The sequence below is a fragment of the Arenibacter sp. ARW7G5Y1 genome, assembly GCF_003201775.1.
In the GTDB taxonomy this organism is placed as follows: Bacteria; Bacteroidota; Bacteroidia; order Flavobacteriales; family Flavobacteriaceae; genus Arenibacter.
Window position 1 is genome coordinate 1 of the sequence record NZ_QJJZ01000018.1, and the last position, 18,236, is coordinate 18,236.

Consider the following 18,236-nt stretch of genomic DNA (forward strand, 5'->3'; position numbering starts at 1 on the left):
GATCTTCCAAAACAGTCTGTGATAAAAGGGTATGTCGGTCTTTATTGCCTTTCGAACCCTGTACTCTGATCAACATACGTTTACTGTCTACATCTGCCATTTTTAGGTTTAACAATTCACTACGGCGTAGACCTGAACTGTACAATAATGCAATGATACACTTATGTTTTATATTATTGGTTCTGCCAATGATAGACAGTACTTCTTCCTTGGATATAACTGTTGGCAGTTTAGATTCTTTTCTAGGTCGCTCGATCTCATAAAAGCGATTGGGCATACCTAAGACAACCTCATAGTAAAATTTAATAGCGTTTATACATTGGTTGAGATAGGAATTGGAAACATTCCTATGGACAAGTTTTTGAAGGAATGCCCTTATATCACTTTCGTTTATTGCATTTAGTTCTTTGCCCTTGTAATGATTTATGAACATTTCGAAAAAGGAAACGTAGGTCCGAACAGTACTATTGGCGTACCTTTTAAGTTCCAGTTTCAATAGATATTCTTCAGGACATAGTCTGTAGTGTGGTATAGGGTTTCTTTTCCTGAACCACTCGACATCTACGGCATAATTATGGGTGTTTATAGGTTTATTCGACAAAAACCTATTATAATTGATCCATACGATTCCTTTGAAAGTATTGAAAATTATACCGAGATTGTTCTTGGTATTGGGGATATAGGCCATATTATGTTCCTTGCTCCATTTTGGATAAGGAAGGCCCCTGACCAGTCCTTGTATGAGCTTATCCGGCAAAAATTTAATGCCGATCATTTTTTCATTCCTGATCATCAAATGGTAAAGCGTTATGGATTTAACCGGATTCATATAACAAGTTTAGTTAAGAATTCGATTTTAAACGGTATATTATACCTATAATATACGTTTACAAATGAATAATGATAGAACGTGTCCCTTATGTGGTATAGTGGTAAAAGGAAGATCTGACAAGATATTTTGTTCTCCAAAATGCAGATCTATAGACCAATATGAACAACGTCAGGAAACCGAAACTTTTTATATTAGGGTGGATAGGCAATTGAAAATAAACAGAAAACTACTCAAGAAATATAATAGGTCGGGGATTACTATCATAAGAAAATCTGAATTGATCATTGAGGGATTTGACCCCCAATTTTTCACCCATTATTGGAAGAACCAAAAGGGCGATGTCTACCTTTTTGTTTACGAGTATGGTTTTTTGAATAAAAGGCATAATGGAAAGGATAAATATATTCTGGTAATCTGGCAGGATTATATGCACTCTTACCAATAATCAATATAATTGGGACATTGAACATAATAATGCTTATATAAAAACTGAAATTGTCAGGAGAACGTGGTACCAAATTGATTTTTCGCTTTAATTACCTCAAATTTTAAAGGAAGGGTCAACCATAAGTGCTTATAGCAGAAGTTCGACAGCTTTATCCAAGACATTGCTTCCTAGCTCCTTTAAGTACACTTGGGTCGTGGTCAAATCTTTATGCCCCAAAGATTCGCCGATAACATCCGTCGCAACACCTTTTTGTTTTAAACAATTGGCAAAACTATGTCGGGCTACATAACTGGACAACGATTTTTTTATGCCGCATATGCCAGCAATTTCCTTTAGGTCCCGGTTATATTTAGCCAAGGTCTTCTTTTTGCGATTAGCGATTTGGGAAGGGGTAAGTCCATCCTTTAAAAGTATGGGGAATACATATTTGGTAGGCAACGAATGTTTTTGGTAATAGTTTAAAATTTCACGTACCGGTGGAAGTATGGTTATAACAAACCTACCCTTGGTTTTGTTTCGAATGTAAGAAATCGTTTTTGAATCGACATCCTGCCATTTAAGTACCATCATATCGGTATAATTCATTCCCCTCGTATAAAAGCTGAATATAAAATAATTTCTGGCATCTGCTAGGTGGGGAAATTTGGATATATTGAAGTTGATGATTTTGGATACTTGATCAAAGTCCAAGGCCTTTTTAATACCCTGGCCTTTTAGCTTTGATATCTTATAGGTTTTGAAAGGATGGTCGATGTCCTTTATGATGTTGCGATCTATGGCCTTATTGTACATAGCTCTCAAAGTGCGTTGCTTAATGCTGATTCCTCCATCCGTTCCGCCCCTGGATCTTAGCCATGCCTCATATTTATTCAAAAAGGTATTTGTTATGTCTTGAAACGTTATTTTTCTATGTCCGCAAAAGTTTTTGACCGATTTCATGGTCTCTTCATACATCGCAGCATTTCCCATTCTTCCTGCGAGTTTCAATTCAGAAACTATTTCTTCCCAAAAAGAAAAAACAGCATCGTTTGAAGGATTGCTGTCCACCCGGAAGCGCTGACCAAATTCAGCAAGGTTGAAAGATTCCTTTTCAAATTCAAGATCTGCATAGACCTTTAATGCACGTGCTTTTATCTTCAACAGTAGCCTATTGTTTTGGATGTAGTTGGCATTGTTTTTATTAAAACAACCTGATGGGGAATCCCATTCCCTTTCAGAGCTTTTAAATATGGTGTTGAAATATTTTGTTTTTCTATCTTTAGTGATTCTTAGGCAGACAGGATAAGTGCCATCGGCAAGGCCTTTTTTCCTCAAAACAATCTTGATACTGGACATAGCATTTAGTTTAATGGGTACAACATAGGTACAACAAATAGGATTTTAGAACCATATTTGATGACGACCGATATAAAACTACAAATTATAACTAACTGATAATCAATCTAAATGAAAGTTAAAAGCATTAAATGAAATGCAATTTTAATCGTCTTACAAGCAGGGGGTCACTGGTTCGAACCCAGTAGGGCCCACAGTAACAAAGACAAGGCTTCCAAGAAATTGGGGGCCTTTTTTTATTCTTTAGTTTTTTAGAAAATGCACACTTTGTGCTCACTTTTTGTTTTTAACAAAATTTTAGCATATTTTAAGTACAAACGATATCATTTGACCATATTCCGCAATTTTTAAACGCAAAATTATTTTAAACCTTTAACTTGGGCTTTGTTATATGATAATTGTCAATTAATGCTTCCGATACTATAAGGGACCTTTCTTTAGTTATACAATCGAAAGTAATTTTTTTAGTGGTAGTATACTCTTTTAGCAGCTTATCCACATCTTCCGTGCTCAAAAACCCATTCTCTCTTAGTTGATCCCCAGTATGTCTCTATATTTATGCGAACTAAAAACCGTCTTTCAACATAAATTTTGTATGAATCTTTATTATTGGTTACTCTCATTCTCCCTATCTCTAATGTACATATCTAAATTGAGGAGTATAAAATTCACCCCAGCGTTTGATGAGTTTAATGAGAAAGGGAAAAATGTTAAAGAGAAGAGTACTCTAAAAACATATCAATCTGTTATAAATTTTTATGAGGAGTTTTCCGAATTCACTGGATATCCTGTTCGCTTCGATACGATCAATTTTGATTTTTTTGAAAAGTTCAGTGATTATTGCTTTGAAAGAAAGATCACATTAAACAATTATAACGGAAAATTGATTTCCGTCTTAAAAACCTTCATGAACTAGTCATGTGAGAGAGGTTATCATGACAACTAGAATATAAAAAATTTACGGCTTCAGGTCAAGAAACGGAGGTTATATACCTTACTATGGAGGAGTTGATGACAACCTTGTTTTAAACATAAAAAACAAAGACTATGGCCCATAAAATTCCATTGAACAATTTAGTATAAGAGATAATGAAAAAAAACAATTGAACTATTTATGAGCCGCTGCCGATTATATCAGTGTATAATTTAACAAGCATATTAAGGAATGTTGCCGATTTGCAAAAATCACAACTCCTACCACGACATCCTGTTTGATAGGTAAAGTAGAATCGACACCACCGAACCGAAATGGAAATTGATAACCAGTCATACTGTCCGAAAGACCTTTGTTACTAATAGTCTTGTTCTTGGGATGAAGGAAAAGGTAGTAAGGAATATTACTGGCCATATACAAGAAGCAACATTCAGGCAATACGTAAAAATAGCTGAAGACATTAAAAAACGGAAAATGGATCAAGTCTGGAACAATACATAATTCTATCTTAAGTCATTCATATATAGCTTGCTTTTAAAATCGGAATTCGGAAGAAACTATTTTTGGATAATCAACAATGCTCTTACTCTAACCGAGTGCGGATGAATAAAACTCTAAAAACCAAGGGCTTGTCCCTATCTTAACTCTTTGCAGATAGTACTGGTATCTCTAATAACTTAATTTTTCTCTCACTCATCCGAAAGTTTTTGACTTTAAAACCAAAACCTCTGGCAGCCTCTGTTTTAGGCTTCAATTAGCTCTAATGGGAGAAAATAAGTCTGGACCTGTCCTATAGTGAAGTTTGGCCTGCCCGCTTGTTCATTTCGCTCCTTCCCCTACCATATTGCAGGCATAATCGAGGGTAAGGTAAAAATATAGACAAATCCTTATCTTTTCCACGAAATTGGAAAACTCGTGTTCTTTTTTGGTTACTGTCCTCACAACTACTTGGAGCATAAAATAGGTAATGATAGCAATGTGTATTTGTGATTTTACGGCGTTCTCGCTGGTTCCAAGAAAGGTCACCAACTGGAGGCGAAGTTCTGAAATCCCTGTTTTCACTACCTTTCTACTCGATAAGACCATGATCTCATCTTTTAGGATATCCTGATCGCTACCGGTTGGTGGGAAAATATACAATAAAAACTTAAAGAACCACCTCGTATAGGATATCAGCATCCATTATATTCAAACCGGCCACATTAACCCGGCATATCTTTATCTAATTTACCTGAAATTCTTATTTGCCAATCCCCACTCGCTTACCAAACGTTCTCTTATTATGCTTCAATTGTTTCCATAATCTCCAAAACTGAGATTTCGTTTACTGAACAAATTTAACTCTCCAAATTTTAAAACCTCCGTTTCTATCTATTACTTCGTTTTTTTTATTAAAAACAAAGTAAATATCATGATAATCCTTTACAGTGGCCAATTTTGCTCTTAACCCGACCATTCCATCATCGGTCAAAACTTGATCAGTAATACCTAGTAACTCACCCTGAATACTATCTATCCGAACCTCTATTTTCCAATCTTCCAAGTCTTTGATCCCAGACGCCGTAGGTGGATAAAATAATACTTCTCTTATTCCGGTCAAATCCACATTTTCAAGAGCAAGGGCCGCACCCGATTCTTTTGGAGAGATAGTTGAATAATCCGGTGAAATACTATGATTGGTCTCAATATTGATATAGTTGTCGAAAGAGACCACCGGTATGTTGGAGTTTCTAAGTACCAACATCTCCGTAGTCATTAGCTCTGGCGTGGAAATGCCGCCTTTATCGGTATAAGAGGCCCTAATAATGAAATTATCATATAAGCTATCCAAGATTGGAGTTGTTGTAAAACTTCCTTTTCCGTCCAATAATGGCTCTGCTTTTTTATCCTTTAAACTCAATATATACTTGGCAATAGTACCTGCATCCTCCTTGGAAATAGCTGGATGTGCCGGCATAGCCATCTCCTTATCCCAATTTCCCATACCCCCGAACATTATTTTATCGGTCAGATATTCCAGTGCTTCTGGCCTGTTTACATATCTGTCTGCTATTTTTTCATACGATGGGCCTATCGCTTTGTTATCAACAAGATGGCAGGACCGACAATCGCTCTTATTGATCAATAAATTAGCAAGGACTGTATGAACCGGATCTGTTGCCATTGTATTCAACAATATGGGCTCCAATTCTTCCCAATAAAAATTGTTTTGCAAATAATCTATTTGGACATCCACTTCGGAGGAAGATATGCCCTGACCAAGGCTACCATCCTCAAGGTCATCGACAACGACCGAATAATTTATGGTGTGTTCAGGAAAAAAGAAACTCCTGTTGTTGCCCTTAAAATTAAAACTGACTTTCGGAGGTTCATTTCCAGCATAAAGTTCTATCCCCGCCATATCTTCTGCACCCTGGGAATCTATCACGGTTAAGTCTACCTTGTAAATTCCGGGTTTAGCAAGAATAATTTCAGGATCAGATATCATGATTGTATTCTCGTATCCATTATCAGAATTGATCGTCCACCTATACTCTAGGGAATCATCATCAAAATCATAGGTCCCCTCAGAGGACAGTTTCACTTTAAAGGGAATTGTTCCGGCCTTTTCCAAAGCAGAAGCTATCGCATGGGGCTTTCTATTCCCTTCATTATACTTGATTTTTATCAATCTGGCCTCTTGATTACGCCGATACGGGCCACGGCCATATTCCAAAATATACAGATCACCCTCAGGGCCAAAATCCATATCAATGGGCCCCACCAAATTTATTCCAGGGAAAAACTCCTCCATGGATTCAAAATCCCCATTTTCGTCCATTGTAACCACCATTATCCAGCCCCGTGTCCAATCGGTTATGAACCATTTTCCTTCGTAATATTCAGGGAAGGCCCGTTGTGAGCTTTGAAAATCGGATTGTCTGTATATGGGTCCTCCCACGGCACTGTTGCTCCCACTCCCAAGCAAGGGGAAATCAATCGCTTGTGACTGTGGGTACCAAATAAAGGCTGGAGTCGTTGGAGGAAGGTTGGTCAGTCCCGTATTATGTGGGGAATTATTGATAGGGGAATCCGGGTCGTACTCTTGTAACGATTCACCGCTTTCGTAATCATATTCCCAATAGGCTTTATTATCCGCGGAAAAATATGGCCATCCATAATTGCCTGATTTTATTGCCCGGTTAAATTCATCGTACGACTTTGGGCCCCTGCCAACGGAATCTTTCATGCCGTGTGGGCCTACTTCGCCCCAATATAGCCAGCCCGTTTTACTATCTATGCTCAATCGCCATGGATTCCTATTACCCATTGTATAGATTTCAGGACGTGTCCCTTCCGTTCCTTCGGGAAAAAGATTTCCCTTTGGAATGGAATAGCTGCCGTCCGACTCCGGTTGAATCCTTAGAATCTTCCCTCTAAGATCATTTGTATTTCCGGATGTTCTTTGTGCATCGTATAAACTTCTGTCGGTCCGTTCATCTAAAGGAGAATTTCCCGTAGGATCATTTTGAGAATTATCTCCTGTAGAAAGTAATAGATTGCCATCTTTGTCGAATATCATACCTCCTCCCAAATGGCAACACGATTCCCTTTGGTTGGGAACTTCCAGTAACACTTTTTTAGAATCCAATACTATAGAATTGCCTTTCCATTCATATCTGGTTAAGATTGACCTGTGCTTTCCGCCTTCTGGGGAATAATACAAATATATCCATCCATTCATATCGAAATTAGGGTCCAATGCCACACCTTGCATACCATCTTCACCCCTAGGAGACAATTCCTCTCCTGTTTTACTATAATACCCTTTACTCACCGGGATATCCCCAATAATTCTTACTTGTTTTGTTTGAGGGTCGAAAACCTTAATTTTGCCCTTGCGCTCTACAAATAATACCCGACCATCCTTGAATACCTTGAATTGCATCGGTTCGTCAAGTTGATCCGCCAGGACTATTTTTTCAAATCTATTGTTTTCGGGTTTATACAGGGACAAGGTCCTTTCCTGTGGCCCACAAGAAAGCATTAAAGTTGTTGTACAAAGGAGTATGAGCCCTCTTGTATGCTTTATAATATAACAATTCATTAAATAAATGTTTTTAATAATTTCATTCTTGGAACCGAAAAATATCAAGAATGTTGTACCTGAAGAAGGAACTGCCTATTTTAAGGTCTTCAAGCGAAAGTTTTTATACTCTATCTTCATTGGTGGGCCTACATGCACCTGGACACCTAAAAGTCCTTTTTCACTTCTATTAATTTGATCGTTATCAGTGACGTCGCTCATCAATTTCCCATTCACATAATGTTTTAGGCGGTTGCCTTTTACGATCAGGTGATAGGCGTTCCAATCCCCCTTTTTTAAGTGGGACCTTAGCTCGGAAGATGTCCCTAAAGAACCGACCACTTCGGTGGGGACCCAACGATTCCTTTCAATATGGTCCGAAAGGGCTTCCGGATTTTTCGTCGGCCGGTTCAGTACGGTCTTTTCGCTCTGGGAGGCAATAGTAGTCCTACGCCGTTCCTCATAATTGCTCCCAGTAATAGTGCCGGTACCGTTTATATCCGCTTGGTATCCCATTAGGGCGTAAGGTAAGCCATCGATTTCATGGCTCCTGTAATTTATCCCGCTATTACCCGCTCTTGATACACGGTACTCCACTTTTAGCTCGAAATCGTCTACTTCGCCCCCACGCCAGATAATAAAAGAATTGCGGTCCAAGATTGTCTCGGGGGTAACTTCACCCACCAGTTTACCGTCCTCGACACGCCAGTACACCGGGTCGCCTTCCCAATCGTCCAGCGTTTTCCCATCGAATATTTGTACAAAGCCATCTGTATCATTCTGCAATTGGCCGCTTTTACAACCCACAAATGATACAAGAAATACCATGGCAAATAATTGAACCATAACCCTTACAAATACTCTTAATCTAAAACCTATATTTTCAAAATGATTTTTCGTTTCCATAATACTTTTAATTTTAATTATTTAATGTTTTCCGAATATTTCACATTCAAACCTAGAATCCTTAATTTCCATATCTAAAACTGATTAAACTTTTTCTTTTTGAATTTTTTCAGTGCTATTACTATAAAGGCTTGATAGTTGAACCCTGTCCAGTTTCAACGGTGGTGTCTAACCTATAGAGCAATGAGCGGTAACTATCCATCCACGCATTGGTGTGCTCCACGACATCTTTTTCCCTCTAGAGTTCCATATCAAAGTATTCCTCCCGATCTGCATTTCCATTGCGCTTATTGAAGCATATGTCGGCGTATATATTCTTGGCCACGCACGAACTGCACGAGCTTCAGGCCATCAATCCTTCCAGTTCCCCGAAAAGCGCCATTCCCAATAATGGCGTAGACAAATTGCCAACCCTGGCTCGCACTCTTAAAATATGCCCTTACCGATAACTGCTTCCATGGCACACCGGTCTTTAGCATGTAAAGCCGTATTATAGATATCCACGAGAGGAGCCGAGACTAAAATCCTCCTTTTGTTCTCCGTTAATTGGTGCGATCTCCATTTCTATCATATCTTCGTCGAGTACCATGTTCATAGGAGGTTGCATTGGGATTATTTATGCCTTGCAATATACACCTGTCTGTTCTGTTGAGGAGGGTATCCACAGCCCTTTCTTTTGATCTAAAAAAAAGGTATAAATCAAGTCACAATTTAAAATGGTGGGGATCTTAATATTCAGGAACTTAGTTGTAGTCCGGGTTCTGCTCCAATATGCCATGACTTTTATCTATTTCTTCCAATGGCAATGGCCAGTTATAAAACCGCTCTTCAAAGGTATATATCAGGGCGCCGTCCGATATATTGTTCAATACCTCTTCAGCAATTCTCCACCTTTTAAGGTCATAATAGCGCAATCCCTCGAACGCTAGTTCAATTCTTCGTTCATTGCGTATAACCTCCCGCATTGAGTCTTTCGTTAACCCTGTTGTAATGCCTGGCATACCCACACGTCCACGAATGTCGTTCAAGACATTATAAACAGATTGATCGGGACCGACGAGCTCATTTTGTGCCTCGGCGTACATCAATAATACATCGGCATATCTCAATAATACCCAATCTTGCTGACTTTGGGTAGAATATCCATAAGGCATAAGGTCCGGACTGAGAAATTTTTTGAGGCCATATGTTGTTGGCATGTTATTTGAAGGACTATGGATATTACCATTAAAATTTACTTCATTTGTATAAATAGTCTTTTCCAACCTAGAATCTGAGGGTTCAAAAGCGTCCACCAGATTTTGCAATGGACTTATTACTACCCAATCCCCATACCATTGATCCATGCGGGTAGAATTGTCCGGTGCCAAAAACTTAATGGAAAAGATAATCTCAGGATTTCCTTCTTGGGTTGCGTCTCTAAAGACATCTTCAAAATTGGGGCTTAGTTCATAACCTGCGCCCATTATTTCCAATGCTAGATCCCTTGCCTGCGTCATTATTCCAGCATTGGCTGTTCCCGTATCTCCATAGGCAGCATACAACAACACTCTAAGTTTTAAGGCTTGCGCGGATGTCTTTACTACATGCCCACCACCGTCGGCATATAATTCAGAAGATAGATTAGCGATCGCGGTATCCAGATCGGCCAATGACTGGGCCAAAACCTCGGCTGCTGGGGCCTTAGGCTGTACTTGGTTTTCTAGGCCCAGGGCCTCGGTCACGATCGGCACCGAACCGTAATTGGAGTACAGTTGAAAATAATAAAACCCACGCATAAATAGGGTCTCGGCCTCATATTTTGATCGGGTAGCAGCATCTATTTCATCACCTTCAATATTATTAAGATGACCTAGGAAAATGTTAATACGTGCAATACTCTTATAGCTACTACTGTATAGGTCCGAAATATAGCCGCCTGTAGATGGGGAGATGTCGCCCTGTGCAATGGCCTTGTTTCTCCAGTAATTATGTTGTCCATACCCATTATCAGTAAGTACATCCCAGTTAGGGGCACCGAAGGAGAACATAGCGTTTTGTAGCTCTCCATAAATGGCAATCAGGCCCATATCAAAATCCTGTTTGGATTGCCAGAACTGCCCGCTGGATAATTTATCAAGTGGGTCTTTGTCCAATGCATTTTTTTCGCACCCCGTAAAGCTGATACAAATGATGGCTATCCATATTGGTAAAAAATATCTTTTCATGTTTTTATCTTTAAAATTGAACGTTAAATCCTAGAGAATATATTTTGTTCTGTGGATAATTTACAAAACGACCACTTCCTCCCCTTTCAGGGTCAAGGCCTGGATAGTTCGTAAAGGTCAATAGGTTGTCCCCGGATACATAAATCCTTAATTTTTTAAGCTTTATCCGGTCCAATAAGAAACTTGGCAAATTATACCCTAATGAAATGTTCTTTAACCTTAGGAACGAAGCGTCCTGAAAAAAATAACTGGAAGTCCTTCTGATCTTATCAGGAGCATTGAATCCCCAATATATTTTGGGCATGGTCGTAGACGGGTTATCCTCTGTCCATCTATTCCTCCAGTCAGTTGTTGGGGGAGATCCACTATAAAAGGGCACTGTTCCCCAATTGTCAACATAAACTTTTCTCCCCTCTACACCTTGAAAAAATAAGGAGATATCAAAATCTTTCCAACTGGCATTAAAGTTCATAGCATATTCAAAATTAGGGTATTGCCCCTTCATATGCGTACGGTCATCATCGTTTATGATATTGTCCCCGTTCTGATCCTTATATCTAAGGTCACCCGGTTGGGTATTATCATTAAACTGCTTAGGAGCAGCATCTACCTCGGCCTGTGTCTGAAAAATACCGACCCATTCCAACATATAGAAGGTGTCCCAAGGTCGACCTTCTTCCTTGATCGTGTTACCACCGATTTCTCGTTCCCCAAATTCCGTAAGCTCGTTCTTAAAGCGATCAATTGTAAACCCTATGTTATATCTAAATCCTTCTAGAGCACCCGTGCGGATCTGATTGTTGTACTGTACATCGAGTTCGATCCCCGTATTTTGCATGGTACCGCCATTTATTATAGGTGCATCCAAACCTACAAGACCGGTAACCTGAGACTCCCTTAGGATATCCTTAGTCGTTTTTCTATACCAATCAAAGGTGAAGGAAAGGCCATCAAATGCTGTCAGATCCAGACCAATATCGGTGATTTTGGTCGTTTCCCAAGTAATATTCTGATTGGACAATGCTGTCTGTGCCGCTCCTGAAGACAGATTGGCATTATCGAACGAATAGTTTCCGGTGAGGTCAAGAATGTCCTGATAGGGATAGTTGCCAATGTTCTGATTTCCCAACTCTCCGTAAGAACCTCTTATCTTTAGGTTATTTAACCAATGCATTGATTCATTTTTCATAAAAGATTCTTCCGACACCCTCCAAGCACCTGAGACGGAAGGGAAAGCTCCCCACCGGTGGTCTTCGTGCAATCTTGAGGTCCCATCGTATCTCATATTGACTTCCACTAGGTACCTATTCTTGAAATTATAGCCTAGACGACCAAAAAATGATTTCAGGGCCCATTCATAAGTAGATCCGTTGGTATTTTGTACGGCTGGGCTACCGGCGTCCAGTTCCCTTAGGTTATTGCCGGCAAAATCTCTCCTATACCCATGTAGATATTCTTCTTTATTGGACTCCTCACTATACCCCACTTGGGCGATTAAGTTGTGCCCATCTACTATCTCATCCTCAAATTTAAGGTAGGTAAAAATATTGGTAAATATGTTTTGACCGTTATTTACCTGTAAGCCACGGCCACCAACGTCCAAATCCGTCGCAAATTCCCCGGTACGGTAGTTGTAAAGGGGTACGGATGGCCTCCAATCTTTCCATTTTTCAAAGTCACCAACAACTGCTGCTTTGGAATACCAATTTATAGATTTGGTCAAATTGATGTCGGCCCAGCCCTGCACATTAACGGAGTAGTCCGTTGTTGTTCTCAGTACCTCGTTTTCTAATATGGCCAAAGGATTTTTTTGATTGTATTCAAAATCATATGCCTTATAGGTATAACGGCCATCGGGTAGTTTTGGCAAATAGGTAGGGGCCTGTGACATGGTAGATAGGAAGGTATCACTAGATCCCTGTCTTGGTCTGGACAGGTCGCCCTTATTAAACGCAATGTTAGCCCCTATCTTGATGAAATCGTTTATTTGAGATCCTAAATTTAAACGTGCATTGATTTTTTTATAATCAAACCCCTTCATTACACCAGGTTGGTCCACGTACCCCAAAGAGAGTTTATAGTGGGTCTTGTTGCTGCCACCGCTGATCCCAATATTGTGCGATTGAACAAAAGCCGGATTGAACATAATATCCAACCAATCGGTATTTGGGTACCGCACACGGTCCGTGGCGTTCCTGTACAAATCTATTTCAGATTGTGGATAAAGCCCGGTAGTAAGCCCTGTGTTAATTTTTGCCTCGTTCCACAATTCCATATATTCCGCAGAATTGGTAATGATATCGAATAGTTTTGTAGGGGTGTGTATTGCGGTGTTCATATTATATTCTACGGTAAATGCACCCGGCCTACCGGATTTTGTTGTAACCAAGATTACCCCGTTTGCACCTCGGGAACCGTATATGGATGCGGATGCAGCATCCTTAAGTACCGAGATATTGTCGATATCGTTGGGGTCAAGATCACTTAGGCTTCCATCTACCCCATCAATAAGGACCAACGGGTTTGAGCCGGCATTACTAAATGTGCCTTGCCCCCTGATTCGTATGGATAGGCCTTCGTTCCCCGGTTCCCCGGTATCCTGCACTATTCTTAATCCCGCAACTTGTCCTTGTAACATAGAAGCAGCGTTGGTTACCGGTCTTTTAGTAAGGGTTTCCCCATCTACGGTCGTAACAGATCCGGTGAGATTGACCTTTTTCTGCGTTCCGAAGCCTACCACTACAACCTCATCAAGGCCTGCAGCACTTTCTTTCAAGGTAATATTAAGGGTAGATTGACCATTTACTGAGAATTCCTTGATGCCATAACCTACATAAGAAAACACCAGAATGGCATTTTCATTCCGTAATTCAATTAAAAAATTGCCATCAAAATCGCTCTGGGTCCCATTGGTAGTTCCTTTTTCCACTATACTGGCTCCGGGTAGCGGCTGTCCCTCTTGATCGGTAATTGTACCGGATACGACATTTTGTACAATTTCCTCGTTAGAACTATTGTTTTTCTCGAGAATCGGTGTCTTGGGAAGTACGGCCCTGACCTTTAACACGATCTGCTTTTTACTCAGCACGTAATAAATGGGGGTACCATTGAACAAATGGTCTAGTACTTGATCTAAAGGCTTATCCACCATCTTTACCGATACTAATTTTTCCTCGTCTATCTTATCGGTATCGTAGAGAAATTTAAAATCGGTCAGGGATTCTATCGTTTCGAGGACCTTTTTTAGTTCAACCTTCTCAAGGTTAATTGTTACTTTGGTTTTTTGGGAGTATTCATTAGCCTGAACGGAGAGGATAGAAACCATCAGTAAAACTAGAGAGAGCCTCATTGCCAAGTTTAGCTGAAACGAAAAGGCCGTCAATAGAGCCTTCTTATTAATTTTTTCCATATTTTTGTAAAGTTTTTAGTTAACTAGTTCTAGTTGATTATCATGAATCGGGAAATGTTGCACCATTTTCCGATTTTTTTGTTTTGATAACAACCAAATTTGTTGGTAAAATAAAATTCGTTATCCGTTTTTCTATTCCATAGGCGTTTCGTTTAATTGGTTATTGATTTTTGGTGGCATTATAGTGATATGCCCCCCTGCTATTTCATACTCAAAGGGGGTTTCTTCAGCGAACGTTTTCAGCACCTCTTCAATGGTCTCAACGTCAAAAGTGGCCGTAAAGGTGCGCTTGTCCAATTCTTTATATTTATTATCAATTACCACCATATATTGTCGCTGTAATTTTTTCAAAATATGGTCGAAGGGCATTTTCCGGATTACCAATTTTCCGTCCATCCATCCGGTATACACATCCGTATCCACCATTTCATAAGATATCTTTTTATAAAATCGATCCCATTCCGCTTTATAGCCCGGCTCCAACAGGGCCGATTTTACTTCATCATATACCTCATCAGGACCATAAAGGCTTACCAATCCCTCTACAAGGACCGTATTGATTTCCTTATCTTCTGGATAGGCCGAAACATTGAACTTGGTACCCAAGACCCTAATATTCATATCCTCGTTAGATACCACAAAAGGGTGCTCCCCATCACTAAATACATCAAAAAATGCCTCCCCTTTTAAATAAACCTGTCGGATTTGACCCTCAATAAATTTTACCGGATATTTAAGGGTTGACCCAGCATTGAGATGGACAAGGGTACCGTCCGATAAGACCAAACTGAATTTTTGACCGTACGGAATGGAAAGCTCATTGTAAACAAGTCCTTCCTTTATGGTGGAATAGGAATAATCCAATTGGCTGCCCATTTGTTTGCCAAGAATCCTTCCCTCCGAATTGATAATAGTCTGCAAATCCTCTACAGCAATCTGCCTAACTTCTCCATTTTCCAATTTTAGTATTATTGCATTCTTATTATTTTCCCGTATTTGGGCGGGCCTATCATACTGCCAATAGCCAAACATCAGTCCAAAAAACAAAACTCCAACTGCAGCATACTTTAATATGGACTTTATATTAAATTTGGAATTCATATTATTTTTAGCCAAGCCCGAACGGCCCAAGACCTTTTTCCATGCCAGCATCACATCCAAATCAGCAATATGTTCCGGTTCAAGAGCACTCGGATCCATAGCTTTAAGACGCTGGAACAATAATCGATTTTCCTCTGATGCATTGATCCAATCCTCAAAGTAACGTTCCTCGCTCTCCGTAAGATCTGCTTTTATCCTTTTAACTATGATCGTTACTATATCCATAATCCTATTTTCACCAAAAAGACCCGTTGCAAGGTGGACTCTTTTATTAAAGAGTCAAAAAATAGAAAAAGGGTGATGTTAAAATAAAGAAAATCAAAATAAATTTTATTTGGAAGCGATAATTAAGGTAAATAGTCATAAAACGATCAAAGAGTCCCTTAATACCTTATAGGCCTTTTTCACGTGTGTTTTTACCGTATTCTTTGAAATGCCCAGATGATTGGCGGCATAATCATATTTTTGTCCATCTATGACACAAAGTTCAAATACGTTTTTACATTGATGAGGCAATTTGTCCAGGGCCTGTTGCAATTTCTGGCCCAATTGACGGTTTTCGATCTCAGTCTCCTCCAAATAGGGAAGAGCTAAAACATCCTTCAGGATAGGTTTCATTTTTATGGAACGCTCCAAGCTTTTAATACTGGCATTTTTCACAGAAATCCAGATATAGCCCTTAAAGTTTAACATTTCACTAGTATCCTTCCTAGTCAAGATAGCCAAAAAAACATCTTGGACTATATCCTGTGCTTGGTCCATACATGAGACATAGCAATAAGACAACAAGCAAAATTCGCGATAATGTTCCTTGAATATCCTTTCTATTTCTGATTGCCGGGATTTCCTGGTCATTGTTTGTTAGGTTATTTAAACTGTTATCACTTAGATAAATAGAATAATATATTTCCAAGCATGATTTATCCGGTGACTGTGAGGTCAAATTTGCTCGTCAAGTTAATAATTATATTTATAAACAAAAAAACATCACCAAAATATGATTTTTAATAGGTATTGGATATAATATAATTTTTACCCTATATACCATCATACTTTTTAAAATAGGGTGCCTCGTTCCTTTATATTCCTTTAAAATCTACATTTGCAAACTATCCAAGCAGCGGTGGCATACTTATCATGAAAAGGCCAACTATTCTCTATAGGGTGGGTATGATAATTTGGGTTAAAGAGTTAATAGATTGACTCTAGTTTAGAGTTGATAATTTGAATTTACGGCCTTTTCGTTGTACATACTGAAATATCACAGATACCATTCGTAGTTTGCCTTCTACGGTATACCATGAGGTAAAAGCCCCTTAATTTTATTTCTTTGTCAAAGCGATGTCTATAGCAGTGCATATCAACAAATAAAATACTAAATTAGAGCAATAAGAGGAGTATAAGCTTTAGTTGCTATATTCAATTGTTGTACCTCATTAAAACCCAAAACTCCATGAAGTCTTTAATAATCAAAGGAACTAGTAACGAAGGAAAATCAACAACTGTAAGAGAACTTTGTAAAAGTTTGAACCCTGAAGGAATTTGGAAATTGGAAATGGATACTAGTTCATATTCCGAAAGTCTATTAGTTGAATCCGAATTATCTAACATATTCAACAATACATTTGTAATACAAATTAATGGACAATTAGTTTTAGTTTGTGCTGGGGCACCAACAGAACAATCTATAAAAATCACCGTTATTATAGATATTTGTTTAGAGATTGGCTTAAAAATCAAATTCGCCATTGTTTCAATGCGCTCATCAGAAAGAAAAAAAGGATTTGATACCCCAACAGAACTCGAAAATATAAGTGAATTTTTGAAAATAGAAAGAATACATAAAATTAAAGTGGATAATTTTATGGAATCACAAGAGTGGAAAAATAGAATTGAAAACTTGAAAAATTATATTTTAAGTGAAATAAAATAGTGAGTAACATCAACAGACCTTTGACAAGCACTAATCCATCCTTCCTAATTATCTGTACCTAAAAGTGTATATTTTATTATCATCCATAATGTTGATTTTGGGGTGTATAATTTTGAGTGCCACTTTTCTGCATCTAACCAGTTTTAACATACTCAAATACCGCAAATAGAATGCGTAGTAGATCCTTTACGGTTTTCCGCAACTTACTTTTCAAGTAAATGTTTTTCTTTATGGCCATAATAAGGCACGCCCTGGTAACAGAACTCCACAAAAAATAGGGTAGGGTGGTATTGGCATAAAGCCCTTTGATAATTAGCAGTCAACTAAGAAGGTTTATTAAATTGGACAACTATAAGAAAAATAGTAAAAACCAAAATCTATTATTGTACGTAATTTAAAAACTCTACCTATACAAATTGAAAACCAATATTTATCTAATTTCAACTGTTCATAGCGAGAAAGGCAATTGCACTTCTAAAAGCCTATTTGAAATACTCCATAAAATTAAACCCGATGTGATTTTTTGCGAAGCTTCAACAAAAATGTACGAAGAATTCAAAATAGGATTAAATCAATCTTCTCTTGAGTTAAATGCAATTAAGAAATTATGTGAATTTCATTCGTTCTATTTTCTTCCTGTTGATACCGACCCACCATTAAGTTCCAACATCAGAAATCAATTTGAAGAAATCAAAACATCATTAAAAAAGGACGAAATATTCACAACGATTTGGAGTAAAAAGGAAGAACATACAAAATTGTTCGGCTTTAAATATTTAAACAGCGACGACAACAACAAACTATTTGACAAAATATTAAAAAGAATAAATTATGTAATACCTCGATTAAGTAATTCAGAATATAAAATCACGTACAAAAAGTGGTTGCATTTCCATGACAGCCGTGAAAATACAATGTTAGAAAACATTAACTCCTTCGTTGAAAATAATGAATTAGAAAACGCAGTTTTTCTTTGTGGATCAGCTCACCGAAAGTCAATTACAAATAAAATTAAAGAGAAAAAAAATACTCGTCTAAATTGGAACTTTGAATTCCCAAAATAAT

The 18,236-nt window shown here is 38.4% G+C and carries 13 protein-coding genes; 4 read left to right on the forward strand and 9 right to left on the reverse strand.

All coding sequences use genetic code 11. The features are described from left to right. Positions 1-829 (reverse strand): site-specific integrase (locus tag C7972_RS19980; RefSeq protein ID WP_258364908.1); only part of this gene is annotated, 829 nt, incomplete at its 3' end. A gap of 64 nt (positions 830-893) precedes the next feature. On the opposite strand from C7972_RS19980, the gene C7972_RS19985 reads away from it, so the two are divergent. Then, complete coding sequence (locus tag C7972_RS19985; RefSeq protein ID WP_110357946.1) at positions 894-1,277, forward strand: hypothetical protein; 384 nt, start codon at positions 894-896, stop codon at positions 1,275-1,277. Positions 1,278-1,406: 129 nt separating this feature from the next. On the opposite strand, the gene C7972_RS19990 is transcribed toward C7972_RS19985, so the two are convergent. Continuing rightward, positions 1,407-2,615, reverse strand: coding sequence for a site-specific integrase (locus tag C7972_RS19990; protein WP_110357947.1), 1,209 nt, complete (start codon positions 2,613-2,615; stop codon positions 1,407-1,409). A 652-nt stretch (positions 2,616-3,267) separates the two neighbouring features. Here C7972_RS19990 and C7972_RS19995 point away from each other — a divergent pair. Next, on the forward strand, positions 3,268-3,531 hold the full coding sequence (locus tag C7972_RS19995; RefSeq protein WP_181422950.1) for a phage integrase SAM-like domain-containing protein: 264 nt from the start codon (positions 3,268-3,270) through the stop codon (positions 3,529-3,531). An 837-nt stretch (positions 3,532-4,368) separates the two neighbouring features. Here the strand turns inward: C7972_RS19995 and C7972_RS20000 are convergent. The 7 genes from C7972_RS20000 to C7972_RS20035 all read right to left on the reverse strand — a co-directional run bounded on the left by C7972_RS20000 (position 4,369) and on the right by C7972_RS20035 (position 16,093). Continuing rightward, positions 4,369-4,728 (reverse strand): hypothetical protein, encoded by a 360-nt coding sequence (locus tag C7972_RS20000; protein ID WP_110357949.1) that lies wholly within the window; start codon positions 4,726-4,728, stop codon positions 4,369-4,371. 145 nt (positions 4,729-4,873) lie between these two features. Next, a complete protein-coding gene (locus tag C7972_RS20005; protein ID WP_110357950.1) occupies positions 4,874-7,636 on the reverse strand; it encodes a PQQ-dependent sugar dehydrogenase in 2,763 nt (920 codons plus the stop codon). A gap of 75 nt (positions 7,637-7,711) precedes the next feature. Then, positions 7,712-8,521 (reverse strand): DUF1080 domain-containing protein, encoded by an 810-nt coding sequence (locus C7972_RS20010; RefSeq protein WP_258364909.1) that lies wholly within the window; start codon positions 8,519-8,521, stop codon positions 7,712-7,714. A 743-nt stretch (positions 8,522-9,264) separates the two neighbouring features. After that, entirely contained in the window at positions 9,265-10,728 is a 1,464-nt protein-coding gene (locus tag C7972_RS20020) for a RagB/SusD family nutrient uptake outer membrane protein (protein WP_110357952.1), read from the reverse strand. Positions 10,729-10,738: 10 nt separating this feature from the next. Beyond that, positions 10,739-14,137 (reverse strand): TonB-dependent receptor, encoded by a 3,399-nt coding sequence (locus tag C7972_RS20025; protein ID WP_258364910.1) that lies wholly within the window; start codon positions 14,135-14,137, stop codon positions 10,739-10,741. Positions 14,138-14,269: 132 nt separating this feature from the next. Then, positions 14,270-15,463 carry a FecR family protein gene (locus C7972_RS20030; protein WP_110357953.1) on the reverse strand — a complete coding sequence of 398 codons (1,194 nt, stop codon included), beginning with the start codon at positions 15,461-15,463 and terminating at the stop codon, positions 14,270-14,272. A gap of 135 nt (positions 15,464-15,598) precedes the next feature. Beyond that, positions 15,599-16,093 carry an RNA polymerase sigma factor gene (locus tag C7972_RS20035; RefSeq protein ID WP_110357954.1) on the reverse strand — a complete coding sequence of 165 codons (495 nt, stop codon included), beginning with the start codon at positions 16,091-16,093 and terminating at the stop codon, positions 15,599-15,601. 598 nt (positions 16,094-16,691) lie between these two features. Between C7972_RS20035 and C7972_RS20040 the strand changes: the two genes are divergently transcribed. Together C7972_RS20040 and C7972_RS20045 are read left to right on the forward strand one after the other, a co-directional pair. Next, on the forward strand, positions 16,692-17,171 hold the full coding sequence (locus C7972_RS20040) for a hypothetical protein (RefSeq protein ID WP_110357955.1): 480 nt from the start codon (positions 16,692-16,694) through the stop codon (positions 17,169-17,171). A 416-nt stretch (positions 17,172-17,587) separates the two neighbouring features. After that, on the forward strand, positions 17,588-18,235 hold the full coding sequence (locus C7972_RS20045) for a hypothetical protein (protein WP_110357956.1): 648 nt from the start codon (positions 17,588-17,590) through the stop codon (positions 18,233-18,235). Position 18,236 lies beyond the last annotated feature (1 nt).